Origin of the sequence: Mucilaginibacter paludis DSM 18603 (assembly GCF_000166195.2) — a bacterium.
GTDB classification, from domain to species: domain Bacteria; phylum Bacteroidota; class Bacteroidia; order Sphingobacteriales; family Sphingobacteriaceae; genus Mucilaginibacter; species Mucilaginibacter paludis.
The window spans coordinates 4,717,515-4,743,452 of sequence record NZ_CM001403.1; the positions used below are offsets into that span (position 1 = coordinate 4,717,515).

Sequence of the window (25,938 nt, forward strand, 5' to 3'; positions counted from 1 at the left end):
CACATGAAAACAAAATTACTATTTATAACAACCGCGGTGCTCATGGTAATGGCATTGGCTTCGTGTAGTAAATTTCTTGATGTTAAGCCCGAAGCCCAGGTTAAGGATTCTGAGCTTTTTTCTTCGGAATTAGGATTTAAGGAAGCTCTTTCCGGGGTGTATAGTTCGTTAACCTATGAACCCCTTTATGGTAGAGAAATGACGTTTGGCTTGATGGGCGTGCTTGCCTACGAATGGGATTATCAGTCGAGTAGCTATGAGTTCGATAAAATTTATGCTTACAAAAATACAAAGTCTCTTACCAGGATTGATGCCATCTGGAATGGGGCATATAATGCTATAGCTAACAATAATATGATCCTGTCCAATATCGACGGTCAAAAATCGGTATTTTCGGGTAACAACTATAATGTGATCAAAGGCGAGTCGCTTGCGCTCAGGGCCTTCATTCATTTTGACCTGCTGCGGATCTTTGGCGCCAGCTATGCCGAAAACCCAAATAAGTTAACTATCCCCTATGTAACCTTAACAACAAAGGAGAATTTTCCGCAGCTTACAGTTTCTCAGGTTTTAGATAAAGTGATAGCGGACCTTACGGCAGCTGCTGAACTGTTGCAGGTTGACCCGATATTAACCGGCCAAACCATTACAACCGCTAACGATGGTGGTTACCTGCTTAACCGGCAGGTACACCTGAATTATTATGCTGTAAAGGGTTTGCTGGCCAGGGTATACCTTTATAAGCAAGATTATGTTAATGCCCTGGCCAACGCGCAGGTTGTTATCCAGTCGGCTAAGTTTCCATGGATCAAGTCCGAGGCGTTAACCAACAAGACCGTGTCCGATCTAACCTTTTCTACGGAGCATCTTTTTGCTTTGAATGTTGTCCGGCTCAAAACCATTTCTAATGATGCCTTTACTGCTACAGGGAACAGTACCTTTTATATTACGCCTGCCAGTTTATCGGATTATTATAACAGTAGTTCGGATTTTCGTTACCTGTATTGGTTCAGTCCTAATGACCAGGGAAATCTTTTTTTGTATAAGTATACCCAGCTCGCCGCTGCCACCTGGCCGCAGGCTTACAGGAACAAGTTACCGCTGATCAAGTTATCCGAAATGTACTTTATTGCGGCTGAATGCTTAAAAAACACTAATTATACTCAAGCTGTTAGCCTCATCAATACAGTACGGGTAGCTAGGGGTGTTAACTCTTCGGCTGTCAATACCGTGGATTTTGACAATGCACTTGCATCGGAATATAGGAAAGAATTTATCGGTGAGGGGCAGCTCTTCTTTTATCATAAACGCAGAAATGATGTGAGTATACCTAAAGCAGGCGGGCTGGATCTGGTTGCGCTTAAAGGGTATAAACTGCCCATACCGGTAAGCGAAATTGTAAATGGAGTAGGCCGGGTTGATAATCAATAAAACACACCAAAATGAAAAAAAACATCATTTGTTTACTCGTAACTTTAGCCGGAGGAATATTTTTCTCCTGCAATAAAACAAACCCATTGATGTACTCATCTGCGTCGGATGGTATCAAGCTGCAACTGGGCATCACATCATTTAATCCGGATAGTGTAGCCTATAATTTTGCCTATAAATCCACAAACCCAACGGATTCAATCCTATTTACGGGCCTGGTAATAGGGAAAGCCGCCGACCACGACAGGACATTTTTTTTGAAAGCGATAGCCGGAGATACGGCAAGGCTCAAAGCCGGTACCGACTATGTTTTTGGCACTTACGTGATCAAAAAGAATACTTACCAGGGCTATTTCCCCATCTATGTCAAGCGTACAACCAATTTTTTAAGCAAACCCGCTCGCCTGGTTTTTGGCCTTACTGATAAGGGGGAGCTCAAGTCGGGGGTAAATGAACTATCGAAGATGGTGATCAATTTTACAAATCTGTTTTCAAAACCAGGCAACTGGGATGTGGATGCTTATCCGTACGTTAAGCTGGCTACTTATTTTGGCAGCTACAGTAATGTGAAATTTCAGTTCATCACCACCGCAATTGGGCAGCCGCCTATATTCAAGGTACGAAGTGCTGGTACACCGGGGGCTGGCGAAATTGATTACACAACGGTTACCTATTATAAAAATACTTGCAAAGTACAGCTGGCTAATTATAATGCGGCTAACCCTACCGCTACTTTAAAAGATGAAAACAATAACCCCGTTACTTTTCCCTGATCATCATGAAAAAAATATTTTATATCGGTTTTTGCATAAGCATGTTCGCCTTGCTGTCGTCCTGCTCAAAAGATAAAGGTAATTACGATTATACCGCGTTAGACGCCGTTACAATAGATGTGTCATCGCTGGCTACTGCCTATACCAGGCTGCGGTTTGATACGCTCAAACTTCAGCCGGTGGTCAAATATAAAGGCCAGGTTGTAAACCCTACTAACCCCCAGTTTAAGGAGCTGAAGTTTACCTGGGAAATGTATACCAGTCAAAGCTCTGCACCAAGCCTTAACGCCAAAGATACCATTGGCAACGCCATAGCATTAAATAGCGTTATGAAAGAACCAGAAGCGTCGTGGATTGTGTTATTTACAGTAACCAATACCAATACAGGGGTAAAAGCATTTGCCAAGTTTTCGGTGGCCATCACACCATCGCTTGCAGAAGGATGGATGGTATTATATGAAAAAAACGGAAATACCGATGTGGGTTTGATCGTTAATAATGAAATATCAAAAACAGCCATCACTACCGAGAAAGTAATACTTGATCTGTATGCTAACTCTAACGGTGTCCCAATCTCTGGTACTCCCGGTTCCATCATTTATACGGTAGCCAACTTTCCATCCTCTTATCAGATCTATATTCAGAGCAGTGGTGATGTGGTTTCTGTTAACCCCGGAACTTTTCAAAAGGTGTATGATTTTGGAACCATCTTTTGGACACCTCCTGCTGTAAGGGCACCGCAAATGGTTAAAGCAACCGAGCGGCGAAAGGAGTTTATCATCAATAATAATAAACTGCATGTCAATGACTATACCATCATAGGAGCAGGAAGAAGGGCCTTTGGGGATGCTTTAAGCGGCACTTACGGCACGCTGGCACCATGGATAGCCGCAACAACCAGCGCCGCTTTTGATGCAATACTGTATGATCAAACCAACATGAAGTTTATGAAAGTGGTTTCATACGGAACAGCTGTTATACCGATTGCCACAAGCCAGACAGCGGCTGCGGCGTTTGATTGCAATAACGTAGGCATGACCTTTTTGATGTCTGACCTCGGCTGGAATTATTGGGAGGATATGGTGATGAAGGATGCCGCAGGTAAATATTGGATGCTGACGGTTGACTTTAAAGACGGCGAAATTGGCACCATCGGCAAAGGTAAATATGATATGAGCGCCTGCCCCGAAATATCGCAGATCAACTCCATCACCGCAGGCTATTCCGGCCAGGTATTTTACTATAGCTCTGGTACGAATATGTATCAGTTTAATTATACCGCCGGTATCACAACCAAATTATGGACTCCGCCTGCTAACGAAACCATTACCAATATCACTTTGCAAAAGTATTACAATACATCGGCCCCTTTAGGTGTATTGCAAAATCCTAAAAATATTTCCAAAATCCTGTACATCGCTACGTATAATGCGGCAACCCAAATCGGAACTGTTTACCAAATGCAGGTAGACCCAACCAGCGGAGCCATCATCAGTGGTACCGAAAAGAAATATACCGGCTTTGGTAAAATAAAAGCCATGGCCTGGAAACCTTATATCATCACCTAAACACCTATCAAAAACAACATCATTTAATAACACTTAAAAAATGAAAACAACAATTCTTACAGCTTACGCTGTGTGTGCCTCCATATTTGCTGCCGCAGCGCAGCAAACTTACCAGATAACCGGTTTGTTAAAAAACCAGGGAAACGAAAAAATTATACTGACTTATTTTGACGGTACTAAAAACGTAAGCAATGCTGTAGAAGCTGTAAATGGTTCTTTTACACTTTCGGGCCCGTCGCCAGCCCAACCGGTAGTAGCCAGGTTAAACACCGGCGTCGACAGGAATATTTACTTAGGCGAACAAAAAAATTCCATGTTTATCCCCTCAATGCCACTCAATGTGGTTTTAAGCCCTAACTGTAAATTAAACATTTCCGGAACGGCCGAGGATATTAACATCGCAAAAGTTGAAGGCGATGCCTATAACGAAAGTTTTAACGCCTTACGCCAGGCCGAAGGGAATACAGAGGCCCAAATGACACAGTTGCAAAAAGATATGATCCAGCTGAGAACAATGGGCGTAAAAGATGGCCTTGGCGATGTAGGAAAAAAAATGCTGGATAACCGGAATGCCTCAATCGCTATCCACAAAAAGTTTATTAAAGAGCATCCTGCGGCGCTCTCGAGCGTTTGGCTTTTGGCTACATCTGCGCGGGAGTACAGCACAGCAGAGCTACAAGAGGCATACAATAGTCTTGATGCAAGTTTGAAAAGCAGTTATTTAGGAATGGACGTTGCTTCGCGGATTAAAATCATGTCGGCCGCCGCTACCGGAGGTCTGGCCCCTGATTTTACCAAGCCAACTCCCGATGATAAAATGATTACCCTTTCGCAATTAAAGGGCAAATATGTATTGATCGATTTTTGGGGAAGCTGGTGCGCGCCGTGCAGGGCATCAAACCCGCATTTAAAGGAGCTCTATGCCCGATATAAAGATAAGGGGCTTGAAATACTTGGTGTAGCCAGCGAGAAAGCGCCCGAGCTTGAAACTGCAAAGATATTATGGAAAAAAGCGATTGAAAAGGATGAAATGACCTGGCCACAGGTAATTAACAACGAAGCCGGTATGAAGGTAGATGTAGTAAAGCTATACGGCATAGATGCCTTCCCCACCAAAATATTACTTGATAAAAGCGGCAATATTATAGCCCGGTGGATTGGCGCCGAAAGCAAGGAGCTTGACGAGAAGCTGAACACCATTTTTATTAAATAGCCATACGATATAAACTTAGTTGATATGAAGATATTTAATTTGTACGGGGCCGCTATTATCCCCCTCATGTTACTTTGCTTTTGTGCTAACGCGCAGGTGAAAAAGCAGATACTGATAACCGGAAAGGTTGAGTACTTAAATCCTGAAGGGTTTAAAAAGTACAATATGGTATGGCTTAAAAAAGGGTTTGGCTCCAAAAGTATCGATTCTGTATTGGTGAAAGCCGACGGTACATTTAGTTTCAAACTGATGGTGACTAAGCCTGCAATTTACCAGCTGGATATTCTTAAATGGCAAAATGTAGCCTTTTGGGCCGATCAGGATATTAATGTTTCTGCACGGGGATATGATACTGCCAAATACAAAAGTAAAAACTCCGGTTTTGTAAAGGTAGAAAGCAAATCAGCCGGAACCCAGTTGATCAGCATGGCCATGTATAACCGTTACCTGGATAATAAAATTAAGGCTGATTTATTGGACGAAGGGTTTGCCGCACAAAAGCGACGTAATACCGATTCAGCCTGGTATGCTTACTATCGCAAGCAGATGCTTTATCGCAAAGTGGAGACGCTGGGTGAAGATCGTTTGAAGATGATGATAGAAGCGTCTGTTAATAATTCGGCATCGGTTTTTTTACTGGCTGCGATGGATTGGAAGAAAGAACCGGATTATGTAATCAAAGGGCTGGATAAATTACTGGCCTTAAACCCTGGCTTTGAAGATGCCGCCCAGGTAAAAAAAGAGGTTGTTAACTATGCAGCCCAGCAAAAATTGCTGCAGAAAGGTAGTGTGGCCCCCGGTATAGCTTACGCAAACCCCGGTGGGCAGATTATTAACCTAAGCTCTTTAAAAGGGAAATATGTGCTGGTTGATTTTTGGGCAAGTTGGTGCGGCCCCTGCCGCAAGGCCATCCCGAAGCTGAAGGAATTGTATACTGAATATAAAGATAAAGGGTTTGAGATATTGAGCGTTTCTGTTGATACCGATCATTCTGCCTGGAAGAGGGCCATGTCTGAAGAAGCCATGCCTTGGGCGCAGGTGGTTAGTCCGGATAAGGAAAAAACCCTAAGCGATTTTATGATTCAGGGTATCCCCACTTTGTTTTTACTGGATAAGGACGGAAAAATTATAGAGAAATTTACCGGCTATAGCTCCCGGCTGGAGCAATTACTAAAAGAAAAAGTGGGCGGGTAATACCCCTGGCCTATCCGTTTAATTCAAATCCGGTAGGGAAGGCCGTCAAAAAAATCATAATTACGCACCTAACTGCCAGTGCAAAAATATGCCTGTACTGGCAGGTTAGTTTTATTATAGTTCTGTATGATCAATCATTCTAAAATTTTTCTTGTTCTCATTTTAATTTTTCTTTTACCGAATGTATATGCGCAGGAATTTAAAAGCGATCAGCTTGAAAAAACAATTAAGGCTGGTATAAAAAAAGCCTACCCGGCCAGCGTAAAAATTATGGGTTTTGATACCGTTAAGCATATCCAGAATAGCGCACAGTTTAGCGGAGTAGTGGTGAGCGCAGATGGGCATATTCTCACGGCGGCCCATGCCATTCAGCCTTATAAGATATACAAAGTGCTATTCCCCGACGGCCGGAACTGTTGGGCAGTGGGTTTAGGCAGAATAGCTTTAACGGGTACTGCAACACTGCCGGATGCCGCGATGATTAAAATTATCACGAAGGGAAATTGGCCATACGTTGATATGGCCTGGTCGGCTGCATTAAAGGTAGATGAGCCATGCCTCAGCATAGCTTATCCTCAGGATTTAAACCAGTCTTTGCCATTGGTGCGATTTGGCCGGATTGCTGTTGTGTGCGATGATCTGGGCTTTGTACAATCTACCTGTGCTATGGAGTTGGGAGATTCTGGCGGTGCCCTATTTGATTACAGCGGAAGGCTTATTGGCATCCACAGCCGTTGCTTTAAAAGCGAGGAAGTGAATTGTGAAGTTCCGGTGGATCTGTACCGGAAATATTGGTCTGCTCTGAATCAGCCTAAAAACTACACCGGGTTGCCTGAAACCCAAGATGAAATAAAAGCCGATCCCATGGCGGCGCATATTTATACCGTGCCTGAGTTAAAAAGTTTGCCGTCCATCTTCACTAAAAAGGCCGCAAGATTTAAGAGTAGTCAGTTTTTAATTACGAGCCGGGTGAAAAATTCGGAGCAGAAAATTTTAGGTACACTGATTATTGCCGACGATCCGAAATTTAAAAAGTCAGGAGCAGGGAGTATGTTGATCAGCAAAAACTCTTGTGTGGGCAACGAGCCCGTGGTATGGCTGCCGAAAGAAGGAGCGGTGAAAGCGCAGGTGGTTTTCAGAAGCGTAACGGATGACCTGGTTTTATTAAAGATAGATCGTAAACTCGATGGCGGGATTGATATCAAAGCAGCGAAGAATGATAGTTTGAAATTTGATCAGGTTGGAACGATACTGCTGTCGCCGCGACCCGATTCCCTGCCGAAGGTAAGCGCGTTAGGTAGTACGGGCTTTCCCTTAACACTTAAGTTTAGCATGGGCTATCTCGGCGCTACTTCATTTATAAAGGAAGGCAAAATTGTAGTTTCGAGGGTACAGCAAGGCTCGCCCGCAGGTATGGGCGGTTTAAAGGCCGATGATACGTTAAACAGCATCAACCATGAGCAGGTAAATAACCTGGTGGAATTGCAACGGGAGCTAAAAAAATATGAGCCGGGCGATGATATCGAAATTGCGGCATCAAGAAACGGAAAAGATACGGTTATGGCGGTAACCTTAGGCCTCAGGCCGGTTGCGAGCCCCAATCACAACGCTGAGAAATTTACCGGCGGAAAAAGTATCCGGCGCGATGGATTTGCAAAAATATTTGGCCACGATGCCCGCATCACGCCCGAAGAATGCGGTGGGCCGGTGATAGATGTTCAGGGTAATTTTTATGGTATCAACATCGCCAGGTTTAGCCGTGTGGTTACCTTGGCAGTACCGGTAAGTCAGCTTCGGCAGTTTTTACTAAAGGCTTTGGGTGATCAGCGGAGTTAAGTTTAACCGGGAAGGTTTTGTTGTGGGGCGAAACGCCTCCTCTTAAGAGGAGGCGGTGTACTCCTATTCTTGTAAACAAAATCCCATCGGGGTTAAAGTTCGGTAGCAATATTGGCGAAATGCATTTTGCGAGCCGGTAGGGACGCTCATCAAAAACTATAACTATATTTGCTATAAGTCCAAATAAATGTTATGATTAGAAACTAATATACTGTACTTACGATTGTAGAAATACTGCTCTAAATTACCACTTTATAGTATTCAACTAACGCAATCAAAGATTATAAGTGCATCCCTAAAACAGGTATTAACTGTGTCTTTTACGTTAGTTAGGGTGTGGTAAGCCTTCAGCAGTAAAAGATTAAGTAACATCCTTTATTTATTTAGCTCAAAATTACCACATGCAGCTTACGATTAACCAAAAGAGATTTCTTATTATTTGGGTTTTCTTTCACTCATTTGCTTTGTTTGTAAATCTTGCAGATATAGAATGTAGAATTAACTCTTCTTTTTCTAATTCTGATGTTGTTAGCCTCTCTGAAAAATCTAACAATAAACTTGATTCTATTAAATCTGATTCGTTAGATGATTTAATTAAGAAATCTTTGTATAGAGTTGCTAAACTAAAAGAAAATGATTCTACAGAAACTCCTTATAAAGGAAATTATGATTCTCCTCTTAAAAAAGGAGCATCAGGTGGTACAGATATAATTTACCAAAAAGCAAATTCAAATATTGAATATTCTACGTGTTTATTTACAAGTGGAAGTAATCAGCCTGATTTTTGGCCTTTCACTTCTTATACTTCTATTGGCTATGGAACTACTACAACTCATTATTTTTACGGTATATTTAATGGCTATGGATTTTCTGAATATGTATTCTATATTTTTTTAGGATTAGCAATTGTATTTGTTCCTAAACTTTGGAATTAATACAATTGAATAGTATAGGAGTGGCATTATTTTAATCATAAAATAAATTTATAATTATTGTTGTTACCACACGTTTTATCATCTATCTCTAACGTGGTTGGATTGGAAAATGCGGCTGTAGGGACGGGCTCACTGCTCTGCGAACGCTTAGCAGTTGTTAGGTTGCACAGCCAGCAAATCATTTGCACATCTGCACACCACCTCATTCGCACATTAAAATCACTCTGTTTTTAAGTTCTTTTTAAAGATCTCTTCTTTTTGGGCAGGGGTTAATTTGTAGTTGTATTCGTAGAGGGAGGTCTCCCAGTCGCCATAGTTGGCATTGGGGATGATGATGAACAATTTGCCAAATAAGGCAGCTTGCTCCTGGGTGTTTTTAAGGCGCTCATCAACTGTTTTTTTATCAAAAAGGCTCGAAAAATCGGCTAAATTATCGCCCAGCAATAAAATGATCTCGTGAGTTTTGGCTACTTCCTGGCGGCGCAGTTCTTTGCTTGAGGTAGTTTGGCGCATCATCAAATGCTCATTGTCGGCATTGGGGAAACCGTACAACTGCAGATTTTTTAAGGTTGCCGCCCGCTCGCTCTCTTCGCGGTTGGTGATGTAGTATACCGTAATACCTTTAGATGCCGCGTATTTTAAAAACGAGGGAGCACCGGGTACGGTATCGGCAATGGATTTGCTGGTCCAGTTTAGCCAGGCTTTGGTTTCGTAATCTTTCCCTAATAAGCCCTGGTGTACCGAGTTGGGGCTATTGTCTAACAATGTTTCATCAATGTCGGTCACGATGGCTAAAGGTTTACCGTAAGTTTTCAGCAGAGATTGATCGGCACGTAATTGCGCGATGTTATAGGCCTGGAAACACAAAGCGCGGTATTCGGCCGCTTTTTGCTGCCATAAGCTGCTCCATAATTTACCATCGGCAATAAAGTTTGCGGTTGATGGTGTTTGTTGCGCTTTTGCTATGCTGGTTAGGGTAAGGAATGCGGCAGATGCGATAACAATCGTTTTTTTGAACATCGATATTGTGGTTTTTAATTTAAAGATAGTTGAAAAGTAGCAGAATCAAAAAAACAGTATCTGGAGCTCAGTCCAAACGCATTAAAAATTATTGGTGCAAAAAGGGAAACCTGCTGACAAGGGGGCGCCTACGGAGCCAAAACTTCTTTTTTTGTCTATAAACAGGAAGCTCCTGCCGGAGCTCTTTAACGATTTGTTACTTGCCAAGTCGGTGTCCCCACCGACTTTAGTACGGTTTTTAACCTGCCTTGGCTCCGTAGGTGGCCCCCCTTACTTTTTTAATGCGTTTGCTCTGATCTGAAACTGTATAAACTCATCCGCTATATATCCATCAATGTTTGCCAGTTTTTCCACATTCACTGTCAGCCCAATTTTTTTTCATAACAATAAAACCTGAGGCCAGGCCTAAAGGCTAATGATATTTCGCCGGCATATACATAGCCCAATTTGGGGAAAAGTTTTTGTGTTGCCTGGTTATTGCTGTTGGTATCGATACGTAAAAAATTGATGCCCCGTGCTAAAGCTTCCTGCTCGGCCTGGTTGAGCAGCTCGGCGGCTATGCCCAAACCCCGGTATTGAGGGTTAACCGCCAGCCGGTGCGTAACAATAGCGGTTTCGGTAATATCCCAGCCAACGGTGGCATATTCCTCATCCTGATCGGTTGTTATGGCGGCTACCCCGGCTATAGCATTTTCTATTTCTGCTACCCATAACTGGTTGAGCTGAATATCCTGCTCAAATACAGCCGGGTTGGGGTAATTGCTGTCCCACTGAAAATTGCCTGCCGCAATCATGGCCGGTACCACATCATCAATGAGTTGCATAATGGCGGGTACATCGGATAAAGTGCCTTTGCGGATGAGCATGTTTTATAATGTAAGTTGTTTATAGCAGGTATGTGCCCATACAAAACACAAAAACTCCTATCGCTTTAATACATCATCATCAGGAGCCCATTTTTGCTGCCATTTGGAGTAATTGTTCAACACCTTTTGCGGCGCATAAGTATACCAGCCGTATCCATCGCGGCGTTCCCGGGCTACTTCGGCTAACGAATATACCAGCACGCTGGTGCGGTTACAAAATAAAGGCCTATGTGTTTTCAATTCATAGTAGCGTGTCCAGATCGGGGGAGCTGTAGAATCGGTTACCGCTACACGGTCGGTTGTAGAAACCCTGAACGGGGTGACGAGGCGTGGAGCCGGAATAGTTTTAACACGGATATTATAGATTTTTGATTGCTGAAACCAGGCCACAGCATTCTGGATAGCGTTGATAATTGGTTTGGAGGGTTTGTCAATGCCCATTAAAAAAAGTACTATGCCCGAGCTCTCGCCATTGCAAATGCTGGGCGGTTCAAATTTACGTGCCCAGGCCGGCGTTAGCTTAACCTCGTCGTATTGCTGGCACCAGGCGGTAGGTTTTCCATTGTCGTTTATCTGGGTTTTTAAAATACAGTCTAAGCCTTTGTTATAGGCGGCTATCAGCTTTGCGCGGTGTTGGCCATCTATGAAAGCATACTGCGGTTGGTTGTTCTTAATGTCATATAAAAGTTCAATAATACCTTCAAAAACGCCATCGTTATAGGTAATACACCTGCTGTAATTGTTTTCGAGCGGGTAATATTGCGGCCAGCCACCATTTTTATATTGCGAGGCCAATATAAAATCCAGCCCCTTGAGGGCCGCTTCCTTGTATTTTTCTATATGGGTTTCGGTATATACGTTGGCTAAGCAAATAATCTGGGTATAGGTTGAATTATTATCGTAAGTAGTATTTAAAACGTTTTTACCGGCAATTAAACTGTCTTTTTGTGCCTGGGTAAGTATGGCGAATACATCGTAGTTTTTGGGCCATCCACCATTGTTTTTTTGGTACAGTAAAATATTATCAGCCACATTAATAATGTCTGTTGGCTTATAACGCGGCCTGCCTGGAAGCGGGTTAATCATGTTTGCCTTATCAAATATGCCATACCAGTGCCTTGAATTATCGCCAAAGGCCTCCGCGTCAATTTTATAATGATAACGGGTTTGTGCTTCAGCTGTACAGCCAAGCAGTATACTAATAGCTAATAACTTAAAAAATAAGTTTTTCATGAGCCTCCGGGTTTATTAATTGGTGGCACAATTTAGATTAAAATTTTACTGGTAAGCCGATTGTAATTAATAAAATACATTCACCTGCAATTCGTAATAATTAAGTTACCGAATGTTTTATACGGTCACCTTTATGCTTTTAACGCATTAATAATAAAACCATTAAACTTAATAACCATGAAAAAACAACAATTAGTGTGTATGGGATTGCTATGCTCAATTTTTTGGGTGGCATGCAGCGGAAGAAAATCGCATTCCGAAGTTTCGGCTGCCGATACGATATCAAATAACTACAATGCGGATACAATAAAGCAACCCAAAATGGTGAAAACCGCGGATATGCGTTTTAAAGTGAAAAATGTTGAACGCGTAAGCGAGGATATTTCGGCGTTGACTGTAAAATACAAAGGCATGGTGATGCACCATAGTATGCAGTCATCTATCAACCGCAGCCAGGATGTATTATTAAATACCGATTCCGTATTACGCATCTCATCATACAATACAAGTGCGGACATGACGCTCCGGATACCATCTGCCCAGGTTGAAGAATTTATGAACCAGGTAGGGAAGATGGCTGTGTATGTCAATAACCGGAATATGGACATCCAGGATAAAACGCTGGATTACCTTTCGGCCCAGATGAAATTATCAAGCCGCAGCCAGATCATTGATCAACAAAAAAAAGGTGTGATAAAAATTAAAAACCCGGCTGCTGTTTTAGATCTGAAAGATGAAATGATTGACCAGCAGATCAACAATAAGCGGATTGATGATGCCGTTAAATATAGTACGCTGGGCCTCAACTTTTATCAGAGTAATACCATAGCCCGAGAAACTATAGTAAATGATGATCCCGCGAACTTTAAGTTGCCCTTTTTTACCAGGTTTGGGCAGGCTTTGGCCAATGGCTGGCTGATATTTACAGATACCCTGATTGGCTTGGCTAATTTATGGATGTTTATTTTGGCCGCCATAGCGGGATGGTTAATTTACAGGTATTTGCGCCGGAAGAACGCCGTAGTACCTGCATAGGCAATGTTAATTAAGTCCAGCTTGTTAAATAATTAAAAAGTTTAGGCGAGGGTTACTTATTTTCGGTAAACATTCCTATTTTTGGCACAACAAAAAACAACATCAGCATGAATACAAGAGAGAACGCAAATGCGCCAGCACATTACTTAATATTAACTGTTGCCATCATTATAGGCATAGTTGGTGTATTCCTTCGGTTTTTGGGCGATTCGTTTGCTATCAACGCCATATCAAATATCATCCTGGTTATCGGTGTGATCATCGCACTCAGAACCGTATTCGCTATCATGAAGTAGTCAAAATATTTAAACAGATATAAAAAAAGGCGCTTAGTTTTAAACTAATGCGCCTTTTTTATATCCCAGCTTTTTAAACGGGGATTTTTAAGCTTTCTTCTTTTTGTTCTTTTTATAGGTTTGCACAATGGCTTTAAGCCTTTCGTTCCCTTCAATAGCTTTCAGCCCCTCTTCATAACCTATCATATAAATCTCTTCGGCCGCGTTGGTATCAAATATACCGTAGCCGCCCAGTCCATGCGGTTCAATAACTACATCGCATAAGGCCTTGTGGGCATTCAGGTTAGCGTTAACGGCAATCATGGCAGCCCTTTCAATCAGGTTGCCGAACGAGCGGATCTCGGTAACAACCGGGAGGTGATTGCATGATGAGCCGATAATAAAATCGCAATTGCCAACCAGCGGCTCAACCGGAAAATTATTGAGTACACCGCCGTCCACATACATGTGGTCGTTAATAACGATGGGCTTAAAAATTCCGGGCAGGCAGCACGAGGCCAAAACAGCGAGGTCCAGCTCCCCTTCGGTAAAGTAAACCAACTTACCCTCGCCCAGGTCTACTGCCGAAATGGTAACGCGAGTGTTTAGTTTTTGAATGGAGTTGTGAGCGATATACTTCCCAAATAAAAACCGCACGTTTAAGATAGAAACCAATCCAGCGCTACCGATTGACGGACGCAGTAAAGGCAGAAACTTGGTTTCTTTAATAATCTTTAAAGCTTCGCGCGGAGCGTAGCCTCCTGCACAAAAGGCCGCGGCTATAGCCCCGGCACTGGTGCCCGAGATATGCGAAAACTGGATGCCATTATCAGTTAAGGCCTGTATCACCCCTAAGTGCGAAATGCCTCTTACCCCGCCGCCTGATAAGGCCAGCCCTATGCTCTGGGGTTTATTGTGGTCGGTATTTGGATTCATCGAGTATTTGTTGTGCATTAGTATCCGCCATTAATTGTGCCAATGTAATTTGCGGGTGTTTATCCATGTATTGTTTAACAATTTGCCAGCCCGTCCAAACGGCTAACTTTGGCGCGGACTCGTTCTTTTCGCCCAGGCCCGGCGTAAAGGGCGCTTCGTTCAGGTACTTTTGTATTTTAAGGTAATCGCTTTCGTAAAGCAGGTTTTCCTCTAAAATAAAGGCCCATATTTGCGGTTTAAAATCCTGACACCACTTCAATTGCTTGCTGGTATAGCCAATTTTGGTAGAATCGGCCACATCGGGCAACACTTGGTCCATCAGGTACATAATTTTACCGTTATAGATCATTTTTGACAGCAGGGTTTTATCTTCGTCCTTTTCGCTAAACATATCCTCGCGCACAAAACCTTCAACCACACGTGGCGGAATATTATCGGGCGTAAAGCGCCGGGATACATAATGCGGAAAGTTTTCGATCAGCGCCGGATAAAATTTAGAATCGGTGCCTAAAAACAGGTCGAGCCCAATGGCGAAGTAATGGTTGCCGAGAGAAGTTTGAGCCTGGAAGCCCGAAAAATAAGCATAAACTTGTGGTATTTGCTTTTTGGGGAAGTAATATTTAATTCGCCTGAAGGCATCCGTTAATTGCTCGTTCTGTTTGTTGAGGTTGGGATAAATAGAATCCACCTCGTGTTTCAGATCCGTGTAGGATTGCGTGGCAAAAACTTTCCTGAGTGTTGCAAAATAGGCTGTATCGCTAATACTGCCCGCTTGTAATATCCTTTCAATAAAATCCTGGTAAAATACGCCGTACTTTTTTTTCAAAACTTCGGCCTGGGCGGCCATGGGTTTGGTGCGCATTTCATCAAAATCATGGTCAAAGCGCGAAATGGTGATAGTGACGGGGATATTGCTTACATCAACTTTTTTATCTCTTCCGCAGGCTGCACATAGCAAGGCTATAGAAAAAAAAAGGTAAATTTGCTTTAAGGGTTTATTGTGCATCAATGCATTCATAGCCTGCAAAAATAAATTTAAAAATTACATTAACGGAAGTCTATTTCTGTTACTATATGTTATAATGATGATTAATATAGCTTTAGCCCAGCTTAATTACCACGTTGGCAACTTTGAATCGAATACAAAAAAGATAATTGGTACTATTGAAACAGCGCGCAGGCAAGGCGCGGATTTGGTGGTGTTTTCCGAATTATGCGTATGCGGATACCCGGCGCGCGATTTTTTTGAATTTACCGAATTTATTGGCCTTTGCGAAGAAGCTGCCCAACAAATAGCCGCCGTATGTACTGATATAGCCTGTATTATTGGCTTACCTACGCCTAATTTGAAGGAGCAGGGGAAAGACCTTTTCAATTCGGCCTATTTTATCGAAAACGGAAAGGTAAAGGCTGTTGTAAATAAGGCGCTGTTGCCTAATTATGATGTTTTTGACGAGTACCGTTATTTTGAACCCGAAACGGATTTTAACTGTATCGATTTTAAAGGACACCGCATAGCGTTAACCATTTGCGAGGATTTGTGGAATACCATTGAGAACCCCCTGTACATTACCCGGCCTATGGATAAGCTGATAGAGCAGCAGCCCGATGTGATGATCAACATAGCGGCCTCGCCCTTTGCCTATAACCACGATAAGGAGCGGATTGATATTTTAAGCAATAACTCCAAACAATATCACCTGCCCTTATTTTACGTAAACCAGGTAGGCGCTCAAACCGAACTTATTTTTGATGGTGGATCGTTAGTTTTTGATGATAAGGGCGATATGCTTGACGAGTTGCCTTATTTTAAAGAACACATTGCCTATTATCAATTGGATAAGGCTGGCGATAAAGCCGTGATCAGCTTTAACCATACCCCAACCGTCAAGCCCGAATACACCGGCGATATTGAGCAAATTCATCAGGGCTTATTGTTGGGTATCCGCGATTATTTTTATAAGTCAGGATTTACCCGCGCCATATTGGGTTTATCAGGCGGTATTGATTCGGCTGTGGTATGCGCGCTGGCGGCAGAAGCCTTAGGGCCTGATAATGTAATGGCGGTATTATTGCCATCGCGTTTTTCGTCCGATCATTCCGTTACCGATGCCGATGACCTGGTGACCAACCTGGGCTGCAAAAGCGAAACCATCGCCATCAAAAACATTACCGAAGCCTTTGAAACCGCCCTGCACCCGCAGTTTCAAAACCTTCCGTTTAATATTGCCGAAGAAAATATCCAGTCGCGCAGCCGCGCCGTGCTGTTAATGGCCATGTGCAATAAATTTGGCTATATATTGCTCAACACATCCAACAAAAGCGAAGCAGCCGTAGGGTATGGAACGCTGTATGGCGATATGTGCGGCGGTATTTCTGTTCTGGGCGACGTTTACAAAACGCAGGTTTATCAATTGGCCAATTATATTAATCGCGAGCGCGAGATCATCCCCATTAATTCGATAGTCAAACCACCATCGGCCGAGTTAAGGCCCGGACAAAAGGATTCCGACTCATTGCCGGATTACGATATCCTGGATACTATTTTGCTGGAGTATATCGAAAACCGTAAATCGTCCAAAGAGATTATCAGCATGGGATACGATGAGCAGGTGGTGAGGCGCATTATTAAGCTGGTGAACACGGCTGAGCATAAGCGCTACCAAACCCCGCCTATCCTGAGGGTATCGCCCAAGGCCTTTGGTATGGGCCGTAGGATGCCTATTGTAGGTAAATATTTATCGTAGTTTAAGCATACTCAATAAACCGCCTGGCTACTGATGGTGATATCTTTATTACTGATACTGTCTTTTTTAACCTCTACCGGGTTGATATTCCCTTTACCGTCGAAACTATTGGCATAAAGCAGGCTGTTATCGTCCACAAAAACCGAATACTTGCCAGGGGGCAGGGCTATGGCGTAATTACCTTCGCTATCGCTCTGTGTTTTAGCCACCAGCTTGGTTTGGATATGATCAAAATAGCTGCCGCTGGCCCGGGCCTGTTCACGGGCAGTTAACCGGTATATCCAAATAGTTCTGCTAACGGCTTGTCCCGGTCCCGCTTTTTTGCCTGGCGAAGGCATGTAGTTACCCTGCTTTAGGTAAACTTTGCCGCTAATCCCCTGTTTAACTAACCCGGACTGATTTGTGTACGTATAAGCAAAAATTATACTATATAGCAATAACATTTTTTTCATACCTTTCACACTAACGTTATCATCTGGTAGTTATTCTATTAGTGATAGATAATACAATAGTTTTATATATGAATAAATTTTACTCCGGGATAGTTTTATTCTTTTTATTTGTTTTTTGCGCCAACGCGGTAACAGGCCAGCAATTGCCTGTTGACGCCGTTAAGAAAAAGGAACTGGCCGATTTTTCATCCAGTTCAAATACGCTTTATAGTACCAATCATAAAAAAGCGATTGATCTGGCTCTTCAAAAAGGCTGGTTCACCAAACAGGTAAGGCGCGATGGCAGGATAGTAGTGCTGCAAGGAGTTGACGCTCTTGGTTTCCCTATTTATTTAACCACGTACAATAACATTATAGCTGCGGCTACAACCCAAACCAATGCGGTGCAGCCCGGCGGCCTATTGGGGCTTAATTTATCCGGATCGAGCACGGCGCTAAACAATAAATTAGCCATTTGGGATGGTGGTGCTATTTATACCTCTCATCAGGAGTTTGCGGGCAAAACCATTACCACTAAAGACGGTACAACGAGCATCAGCGACCATAGTACCCACGTCGCAGGCACCATGATAGCCAAAGGGGTATATGCTCCGGCTAAGGGGATGTCGTTCGGAGCTACAACCCTGCAATCATACGATTTTAATAACGATGCTACCGAAATGGCCGCTGCCGCTTCTAACCTTTTAATATCTAACCATTCTTACGGTTACTTAGCGGGCTGGTATCAAAACGGCGATCAAAACAACCGTTGGGAGTGGTACGGCCTTCCCGGCGATAATGAAGATTATAAATTCGGTTTTTACGATTCAAATACGCAGGCTTATGATAAAATAGCTTTTAATGCGCCTTACTACCTTATTGTTCAGGCAGCGGGTAATAACCGGGGGGAAACAGGGCCTGCGGTTGGCGGCTCCTATTATGGCTATGCCAGTAGAACAAGCTCAACCATTGTTCTGCAAGGGCCAAGGCCGGCTAATATCAGCAGTAACGATGGGTATGATATTATTTCTACAACGGCTACCGCTAAAAATATCCTAACCGTAGGAGCGGTTAACCCCTTGCCTAACGGTCCCTCTACCTCTTCAGATGTGCAGATTGCCTATTTTAGCAGTTGGGGCCCAACAGACGATGGCCGCGTGAAGCCTGATATTTGCGGGGATGGTGTTAACGTGCTATCAACCGGCGTAACGGCCAAAGACGCCTACATCACGCTTTCGGGCACATCCATGGCAACCCCCAATGTAAGCGGTTCGTTGTATTTGTTGCAGGAATACTATATGCAAAAAAACGGAAGCTTTATGCTTTCATCTACTTTAAAGGGCCTGGTATGCCATACCGCGTTTGATGCCGGTAACCCCGGCCCCGATTATATTTATGGATGGGGCTTGCTGGATATGTCAAAAGCGGCCCAGGCCATTACCGATAACGGCACAAAAAGCCTTGTTAGCGAAAAAACGCTGGCCCAGGGGCAAACACAAACTTATAATGTGATCTCGTCGGGCAGTGGCCCGCTCAGAGCTACCATTGCCTGGACAGATCCGGCGGGAACCGTAACATCAACCGGCGTAATTAATAACCGCACCCCAAAATTGGTTAACGATCTGGATATCCGGGTGAGCACCGGCAGTACTACCTTTAGTCCTTGGGTGCTTGATTACAGTAACCCATCTGCCAATGCCACCACCGGCGACAACATACGCGATAACGTGGAACAGGTTTATATTGCCAATACAGTTCCTGGAACAAGTTATACCATTACCGTAACACACAAGGGCACGCTAACCAATGGTTCGCAGCCTTACTCGTTAATTGTTACCGGCGTTGGCGGCTCAATTTACTGTACCTCCAATCCCACATCAAGCGCCGATTCGCGTATCAATAACGTCAGCCTGGCCGAGGTGAACAATACCCCCGCCGCAGGCTGCACCACCTATTCAAATTACACCAACCTTACCGCCACGTTGGAGCAAGGTAAAACATACCCGCTCAGTGTAAGCGTGGGCACTTGTGGGGCTAACTTTAATAAGATAGCCAAGGTTTATATCGACTGGAATGCCAATGGCAGCTTTACCGATGCGGGCGACCTGGTAGCTACCTCGGGCGTAATAAACGGCACAGGTACTTTTACCGCTAATGTTACCGTGCCTGCAAGTGTTGTGCCGGGTACATTCAGCTTAATGCGCGTGGTATTAACCGAAACAACCGACCCCACCGCGGTTAACCCTTGCGGTACTTACGGCAAGGGCGAAACGCAGGATTATAAAGTTACCTTTATCAGGGCGGGTATTGATGCCGGTATAACCGCGATCAATAATCCTGCCGCCAACGGAACCTGCCCTAACACCAGCAGTACAGTTTCCGTCAGGATAAAAAATTACGGCACAAGCACATTAACCAGCATTCCGGTAAATGTAACGCTTACATCTGCCACGGGTGTGGTTACCACGTTAAATGAAACCTACACCGGTACGCTGGCGTCGCTGGCCGAAACGGATTTTACCTTATCGGGTACTTTTTCAGCTTCGGCAGGGCTAACCTATACTGTAACCGCGGCTACCGCGGTGGCTGCCGATTTAATTACCTCAAACAACCAAACAACGGCTACCGCGGTAATCAATAATTCGCCGGTGGTTACCAGCGCTTATGCTTCTTATTGTACCGATGCAAAAACCTATAGTCTGAACGCCACCGGCGACGGGCAGATTTTCTGGTACAAAAACATCGGCGATGCCATACCCTTTACCTACGGTTCAGGCGTAATTACATCGCAGGCGCCTACCAACAATAATTACTACGCCGGTTTGAACGATTTTAGCGGTACCGTTGGCCCGGCTACCAAAAACGTATATTCGGGTGGCGGTTATAATCAATTTACGCCGTCGGTTTATTTTACTACCCAGGTGCCGGTTCTTATTCAAAGCGCCCGTTTATATGTTGGCAATTCGGGTAAGGTTACCTTTACAGCAAGTACAACAGGCGGGCAGGTGGTATCAAGCGTTACCATTGATGTGGTTGCCACTCGGGCTAACCCTGGCGCCGGCGCGCTGGCCGACGATCCTACCGATCAGGGTAAGGTGTATAATTTAAACCTGTCGCTGCCTGCCGCGGGCACCTATAACATAACAGCCACCTATCCGGATAACGCCACACTATTCCGTAATTTGGCCACCATTAGCGGGTATCCGTTCACCATCGGGAACATCTTCAGCATCTCGGGTAATAGCGCTACTTCAACAACCAACGCGGCTGATACCAGCTATTACAGAAATTACTATTACTATTTCTACAATATGCGTGTACAGAGTTTGGGCTGCCCGTCAGCAGCAAGAACCGCCGTTCCGTTACTTAAACCTGCAATTACGCTGAATGGGGTAAACCTGGTATCAAACTTTAGCCAGAACAACCAGTGGTATCTGAACGGCAATATCATAACCGGTGCTACCGGGTCAACCTATAAACCGTTACAAAGCGGTATTTACCGGGTAGATGTAACTTCAAGCACGGGCTGTATCTCAAAATCAGACGATTTTAGTTTTGTTTTGCCGGCCAGGGATAATAGCGATGGGTCTGAGATAGCATTAGCGGTATTTCCTGTTCCGAGCAGTGGCAAGGTTAATTTGGCTTTTAACGCCTTGAAAAACGAGGAACTGTCTATCCTGATCTTTAATATGATAGGGCAGCGGGTGTATAAGGATGTAAGGCAATTATCAAGCGGCGCTTACAACACCATTCTTAACCTGACTGAAATGTCGAGCGGGGCTTACTATATGCGCCTGGTTATCGGCGATAAAACCTATACCCGTAAAATTTCGATCGTTAAATAAATAGCAGGGCAATTTATTGCCCTGCCCAATGTTTAATTAAAAAATGTATTTCACACCAATACCGGGTGCAAGGTCAAAAAACGGGCCGCCGGCAAGTTCAAGCCTGGGGTTCAGGTCGAGGCTTACGGCAATGGGTGCTTTGGGTATCACATATTCCAGGCCAACTACGCCATCGGCGCCTATCAGAATCTGGTTATTCGGCACATCATGGTTGCTGCTGCCAAAACGTTGGTAAGCGTCGCCTATCGAACCAACATGCGCCCCGCCTCCAAAATAAAATTTCAGTTCGGCCACATCAAAAGCAGTTTGATTGATTTCGTACAGGCCGGTAATTACTACGCCGCCTTTGCGGAAACCGAATATCCCTTCCAGGGCGGCATCCGGTTTTACAAAATACTTTCCGGAAATCCCGTTTTCATACCCGCCGAATTTAAGCCCGGCGGCAAATTGGTAAGTTTGAGCATCTGATTTTTTTCCTGAAAATAAAAATCCACTGAGGGTGAGTGCAAATAGTAATAGCTTTTTCATATTAGCGTTTAAGTTAAAAAAGGCAGACAATTAATTTTAGCGCCATGGTGGTTTAACGCATTGTGTGGCGTATAAGTATGATGCTGCTTTTTTTTAGCAAAAATAAACCAATAGCATTACCATCATAACATTTGTACTTAAAGCAGTTTTGGTATATATCAAACAAACATAAATAGCTATCTTTGATGTAAGCCATAAAGGCTAAGCCAATTCTGCAAAACCTATTTTATAAATACTAATAACACTAACATGGCCATTACACGGGTTTTTGATTTATTGCCGTATAATTTAGATAAGTTTCCGATGGCCGATATGCTGGCTTTTAAAGAGAACGGCACCTGGGCTAAATATGCTACTCAAAATGTCACCGATACGGTTAACCTGGTGAGTTATGGTTTGCTTGCATTGGGAGTAATTAAGGAGGATAAGGTGGCTATCATGTCGCCAAACCGGCCTGAATGGAATTTTTGCGATTTTGGCATTATGCAGATCGGGGCTACGCAGGTGCCTATGTATCCAACCTTGAGCGATGCCGACATTGAGTTTATTTTAAAGGATGCCGGGGTAAAGGTGATCTTTGTTGCCGATAAAGAGATCTACTCCAAAATAAATAGCATTAAAGATAAGGTATCGCCCGACCTGGTTATCTACACTTACGAAAAGGTACCTGGCGCTAAGCATTGGAGCGAAGTATTGGAATTAGGTAAAGCCAATACCCAGCTGGATTTACAGCAATACCGGGACAATATTCAACCCGATGACCTGCTGACATTGATTTACACATCAGGCACCACCGGAACTCCGAAGGGTGTAATGCTGACGCATGGCAACCTGGTAAGTAACGTACTGGAATCATCCAAGCTCTATCCTGCGGAAATAAAACGGGCATTAAGCTTTTTGCCGATGTCGCATATATTTGAGCGGATGGTAATCTATATGTATGTGTACCTGGGTATTTCCATCTACTACGCCCAAAGTATGGACACCATTGTTGCCGATATGCAGGAAGTGAAACCGCACTGCTTTACCACTGTACCACGCTTACTAGAGAAGGTTTACGATAGGATAGTAGCAAAAGGTGCTGAACTTACCGGCGTTAAGAAAACGATTTTTAACTGGTCGCTTCAACTGGGCCTGAAATATGAACTGGATGAAAAAAATGGCTGGTTGTATGAGCTTAAGCTTAAAATTGCCCGCAAGCTGGTATTCAGCAAATGGAAGGAAGCTTTAGGTGGCGACATTATAGCCATTGTATCGGGAGGCGCGGCATTGCAGCCCCGGTTGGCCAGGGTATTTTGGGCGGCTGGAATTTTGGTGCTGGAAGGTTATGGCTTAACCGAAACTTCGCCGGTGATGGCGGTAAACTTCCCGGCTTCGGGTGGTACTAAATTTGGAACCGTAGGGCCTGTTTTGGAGGGTGTAAGCGTAAAGATTGCCGAAGATGGGGAGATTTTGGTAAAAGGGCCAAACGTGATGAAGGGTTATTACAAGCGCGAGGATGCTACTAAAGAAGCCATTGACGTTGATGGTTATTTCCATACGGGTGATATTGGCGAGTTTGTGGATAACAGATACCTGCGCATAACAGATCGTAAAAAAGAGATATTTAAAACAGCTGGGGGTAAATACATTGCACCGCAAACGCTTGAGAATAAGTTTAAAGAATCGCCTTTAATAGAGCAGATTATTGTTATTGGCGAGAACGAACGGTTCCCTGCCGCATTGATATTGCCTGCTTTTGACGCGCTGAAGGATTGGTGTGCTAAAAAAGGCATCCCTTATACCACAAGGGAAGAGGTGATAACCAACCAGCAGGTAATTGATAAATTTAAGCGTGAGATCGACCGCTATAACGCCGGCTTCGGGCATTGGGAACAAGTGAAAAAGTTTGAACTGATAGCCGACGAATGGTCGATCAATACCGGTGAAATGACGCCCAAGTTGAGTTTAAAACGTAAGGTGATTTTAAAGAAATATGATAAATTAGTGCAGAAAATTTACCAAAGCGCGTAGTCTCATGTTTAACATTCCTTATAGTAACTATAAATATGGTTTTATCCTGCTGTTAATAGCGGGATTTTTTTTGCCTGCCGGATGTGTGCAAGGGCGGTTAAGTAAGAATAATAGTGAGCAATACCACAATGGCATGGTGGTTTGCGCTTATCCGGATGCCGCATTGGTTGGCCTGAATATTTTAAAAAAGGGTGGCAATGCCGTTGATGCCGCCGTAGCTGTGCAGTTTGCATTGGCAGTAACTTATCCTGAGGCCGGTAATATCGGGGGTGGGGGCTTTATGGTTTACCGGTCGGCAAAGGGCGAAACCAATACGCTCGACTTTCGTGAGAAGGCGCCGCAGGCCGCAAGTACCAATATGTACCTGGATTCTGCCGGCAATGTAATTGCAGGCATGAGTTTGGCCACGCACCAGGCATCGGGCGTACCAGGATCTGTGGATGGTATGGTAGAAGCACATCGCAAATACGGGAAATTGAAATGGAGTGATTTGGTTGAACCGGCGATTAACCTGGCGCGCAACGGTTTTAAGCTTACCACTGGTGCCGCAAGGGCGCTTAATTATGTTCGGGCCGACTTTGAAAGGTTAAATCCGGATAAAAATTATTTGATTAAGGAGGTGCCTTATAAAGAAGGCGACATTTTGATCCAGGAGGATTTGGCTAAAACGCTGGAACAGATCAGGGATAAGGGCCGCTCCGGTTTTTATGATGGTGTGGTGGGAGACCAGATGCTTAACGAAATGAAAGCAGGTAAGGGATTGATCAGCAAAGCCGACCTGCAAAATTATCATTCCGTTTGGCGTAAGCCTGTTATTGGTGATTATAAGGGTTACAAAATTATCACCATGCCACCTCCATCAAGCGGAGGGATCGCTTTATTGCAGTTGCTAAAATCTGTTGAGGGTTACCCCTTAAAAAAATGGGGCTATCATCGCGATTCAACCATCCAGCTGATGGTAGAGGCGGAACGCCGGGTGTATGCCGATCGATCCAAATATTTAGGAGACCCCGACTTTTATAAAGTGCCGGTAGATAGTTTGTTAAAATCAGCCTATATTACTTCCCGTCTTAAAAGCTTGAACTGGGCCATGGCTACGCCAAGTTCAGCTGTGGCGCCGGGCGCGTTTGCGGGGTATGAGAGCGACCAGACTACACATTACTCTATTGTTGATCATGATGGCAACGCGGTATCGGTCACCACCACTTTAAACGGGGGCTTTGGCTCTAAAATATTTGTAAAAGGAGCCGGATTTTTACTGAATAACGAGATGGACGATTTTAGCGCCAAGCCAGGCGTACCTAATATGTTTGGTTTAATAGGTGGCAAAGCCAATTCCATTGAACCCGGCAAGCGGATGCTATCATCCATGACGCCAACCATCATCGAAAAAGACGGTAAGCTTTTTATGGTGGTAGGTACGCCGGGAGGCTCAACCATTATCACCTCGGTTTTTCAGACTATCTTAAATGTGCTTGAGTTTAACCAGGATATGCAACAAGCCGTGGCTTCAAAACGGTTTCACCACCAATGGCTGCCCGATGAGGTATACAGTGAAAAAGACGCCATTGACAGTCTGACCCAAATTAAGCTGCAGCAAAAAGGATATAAAATAACAGAGGGAGGGAAAATAGGCCGCGTTGATGCCATTTTATTAACTCCCTGGGGATATTACGAAGGCGGAGCCGATCCGCGCGGGGATGATACGAAGCTGGGGTGGTAGGGTGAGGCGATACATAGAAATCTTGAGCATGGGCTTATACCAGAAGTAGAATTATCACGCGTAAAAGATCTCTCCGTTGTCGGGATGACATAGTTGAGAGTACCGTCCTTTAAAAAAGCTATTGTTATTCTACTATTACGAATTTTTTCCTGTTAACCCGAATGTTTTTTTGAACGAATTTAACCTCCGTTGTCATCTCGACGGAGGAGAGATCTTCTTCGCGGGCTAAGCTATTGGTGTTTATATGTCCGTATAGCCCCTTGTTAACAAATGATGATATAATTACGCAAAAAAGGCCGCTCCTTTTGTGAAGTGAACCCCAAAAGTTAGACAAAA

Annotated in this window: 20 protein-coding genes; 13 read left to right on the forward strand and 7 right to left on the reverse strand. The window is 43.9% G+C overall.

Features of this window, described 5'->3' with window-relative positions; genetic code table 11:
- Positions 1 to 3: 3 nt before the first annotated feature.
- The 7 genes from MUCPA_RS19915 to MUCPA_RS19945 all read left to right on the forward strand — a co-directional run bounded on the left by MUCPA_RS19915 (position 4) and on the right by MUCPA_RS19945 (position 8,950).
- Positions 4 to 1,431 carry a RagB/SusD family nutrient uptake outer membrane protein gene (locus MUCPA_RS19915; protein WP_008508884.1) on the forward strand — a complete coding sequence of 476 codons (1,428 nt, stop codon included), beginning with the start codon at positions 4 to 6 and terminating at the stop codon, positions 1,429 to 1,431.
- Positions 1,432 to 1,442: 11 nt separating this feature from the next.
- Positions 1,443 to 2,204, forward strand: coding sequence for a DUF4843 domain-containing protein (locus tag MUCPA_RS19920; RefSeq protein ID WP_008508885.1), 762 nt, complete (start codon positions 1,443 to 1,445; stop codon positions 2,202 to 2,204).
- A gap of 5 nt (positions 2,205 to 2,209) precedes the next feature.
- Positions 2,210 to 3,772 (forward strand): PKD-like family lipoprotein, encoded by a 1,563-nt coding sequence (locus MUCPA_RS19925; protein WP_008508886.1) that lies wholly within the window; start codon positions 2,210 to 2,212, stop codon positions 3,770 to 3,772.
- A 40-nt stretch (positions 3,773 to 3,812) separates the two neighbouring features.
- Positions 3,813 to 4,985 carry an AhpC/TSA family protein gene (locus MUCPA_RS19930; protein ID WP_008508887.1) on the forward strand — a complete coding sequence of 391 codons (1,173 nt, stop codon included), beginning with the start codon at positions 3,813 to 3,815 and terminating at the stop codon, positions 4,983 to 4,985.
- A gap of 24 nt (positions 4,986 to 5,009) precedes the next feature.
- On the forward strand, positions 5,010 to 6,179 hold the full coding sequence (locus MUCPA_RS36285) for a TlpA family protein disulfide reductase (RefSeq protein ID WP_008508888.1): 1,170 nt from the start codon (positions 5,010 to 5,012) through the stop codon (positions 6,177 to 6,179).
- A 126-nt stretch (positions 6,180 to 6,305) separates the two neighbouring features.
- Positions 6,306 to 8,015: a trypsin-like peptidase domain-containing protein gene (locus tag MUCPA_RS19940; RefSeq protein ID WP_008508889.1), complete on the forward strand. Its 1,710-nt coding sequence runs from the start codon at positions 6,306 to 6,308 to the stop codon at positions 8,013 to 8,015.
- 401 nt (positions 8,016 to 8,416) lie between these two features.
- Positions 8,417 to 8,950, forward strand: coding sequence for a hypothetical protein (locus MUCPA_RS19945; protein ID WP_008508890.1), 534 nt, complete (start codon positions 8,417 to 8,419; stop codon positions 8,948 to 8,950).
- A 219-nt stretch (positions 8,951 to 9,169) separates the two neighbouring features.
- On the opposite strand, the gene MUCPA_RS19950 is transcribed toward MUCPA_RS19945, so the two are convergent.
- From MUCPA_RS19950 to pelA, 3 genes are all read right to left on the reverse strand, one after another.
- Positions 9,170 to 9,970, reverse strand: coding sequence for a 5'-nucleotidase, lipoprotein e(P4) family (locus MUCPA_RS19950; RefSeq protein WP_008508892.1), 801 nt, complete (start codon positions 9,968 to 9,970; stop codon positions 9,170 to 9,172).
- A 362-nt stretch (positions 9,971 to 10,332) separates the two neighbouring features.
- Positions 10,333 to 10,836, reverse strand: coding sequence for a GNAT family N-acetyltransferase (locus MUCPA_RS19955; protein ID WP_008508893.1), 504 nt, complete (start codon positions 10,834 to 10,836; stop codon positions 10,333 to 10,335).
- A 57-nt stretch (positions 10,837 to 10,893) separates the two neighbouring features.
- Positions 10,894 to 12,069, reverse strand: coding sequence for a pectate lyase (pelA, locus tag MUCPA_RS19960; RefSeq protein ID WP_008508895.1), 1,176 nt, complete (start codon positions 12,067 to 12,069; stop codon positions 10,894 to 10,896).
- 177 nt (positions 12,070 to 12,246) lie between these two features.
- On the opposite strand from pelA, the gene MUCPA_RS19965 reads away from it, so the two are divergent.
- Together MUCPA_RS19965 and MUCPA_RS19970 are read left to right on the forward strand one after the other, a co-directional pair.
- The gene (locus tag MUCPA_RS19965) at positions 12,247 to 13,104 is read left to right on the forward strand and encodes a DUF4349 domain-containing protein (RefSeq protein WP_008508897.1); all 858 of its coding nucleotides are present in this window, start codon (positions 12,247 to 12,249) and stop codon (positions 13,102 to 13,104) included.
- A 107-nt stretch (positions 13,105 to 13,211) separates the two neighbouring features.
- Positions 13,212 to 13,400: a hypothetical protein gene (locus MUCPA_RS19970; protein ID WP_008508899.1), complete on the forward strand. Its 189-nt coding sequence runs from the start codon at positions 13,212 to 13,214 to the stop codon at positions 13,398 to 13,400.
- An 87-nt stretch (positions 13,401 to 13,487) separates the two neighbouring features.
- Here MUCPA_RS19970 and MUCPA_RS19975 read toward each other — a convergent pair whose 3' ends face one another.
- Together MUCPA_RS19975 and gldB are read right to left on the reverse strand one after the other, a co-directional pair.
- On the reverse strand, positions 13,488 to 14,333 hold the full coding sequence (locus tag MUCPA_RS19975) for a patatin-like phospholipase family protein (protein WP_008508902.1): 846 nt from the start codon (positions 14,331 to 14,333) through the stop codon (positions 13,488 to 13,490).
- Entirely contained in the window at positions 14,290 to 15,333 is a 1,044-nt protein-coding gene (gldB, locus tag MUCPA_RS19980) for a gliding motility lipoprotein GldB (RefSeq protein ID WP_008508903.1), read from the reverse strand. Before gldB ends, MUCPA_RS19975 begins: the two co-directional genes overlap by 44 nt.
- Before the next feature lie 64 nt (positions 15,334 to 15,397).
- Between gldB and MUCPA_RS19985 the strand changes: the two genes are divergently transcribed.
- Positions 15,398 to 17,062, forward strand: a complete 1,665-nt coding sequence (locus tag MUCPA_RS19985) for an NAD+ synthase (RefSeq protein ID WP_008508904.1) — start codon at positions 15,398 to 15,400, stop codon at positions 17,060 to 17,062.
- Between the two features lie 11 nt (positions 17,063 to 17,073).
- Here the strand turns inward: MUCPA_RS19985 and MUCPA_RS19990 are convergent, their stop codons facing one another.
- On the reverse strand, positions 17,074 to 17,514 hold the full coding sequence (locus tag MUCPA_RS19990) for a carboxypeptidase-like regulatory domain-containing protein (protein WP_050982139.1): 441 nt from the start codon (positions 17,512 to 17,514) through the stop codon (positions 17,074 to 17,076).
- A 68-nt stretch (positions 17,515 to 17,582) separates the two neighbouring features.
- Between MUCPA_RS19990 and MUCPA_RS19995 the strand changes: the two genes are divergently transcribed.
- On the forward strand, positions 17,583 to 21,338 hold the full coding sequence (locus MUCPA_RS19995) for a S8 family serine peptidase (protein WP_008508906.1): 3,756 nt from the start codon (positions 17,583 to 17,585) through the stop codon (positions 21,336 to 21,338).
- Positions 21,339 to 21,374: 36 nt separating this feature from the next.
- On the opposite strand, the gene MUCPA_RS20000 is transcribed toward MUCPA_RS19995, so the two are convergent.
- Positions 21,375 to 21,866, reverse strand: coding sequence for a hypothetical protein (locus MUCPA_RS20000; RefSeq protein WP_008508907.1), 492 nt, complete (start codon positions 21,864 to 21,866; stop codon positions 21,375 to 21,377).
- A 249-nt stretch (positions 21,867 to 22,115) separates the two neighbouring features.
- Here MUCPA_RS20000 and MUCPA_RS20005 point away from each other — a divergent pair, with 249 nt between their 5' ends.
- Positions 22,116 to 23,879, forward strand: coding sequence for an AMP-dependent synthetase/ligase (locus MUCPA_RS20005; protein ID WP_008508908.1), 1,764 nt, complete (start codon positions 22,116 to 22,118; stop codon positions 23,877 to 23,879).
- 4 nt (positions 23,880 to 23,883) lie between these two features.
- Positions 23,884 to 25,602, forward strand: coding sequence for a gamma-glutamyltransferase (ggt, locus tag MUCPA_RS20010; protein WP_008508909.1), 1,719 nt, complete (start codon positions 23,884 to 23,886; stop codon positions 25,600 to 25,602).
- Positions 25,603 to 25,938: the final 336 nt, after the last annotated feature.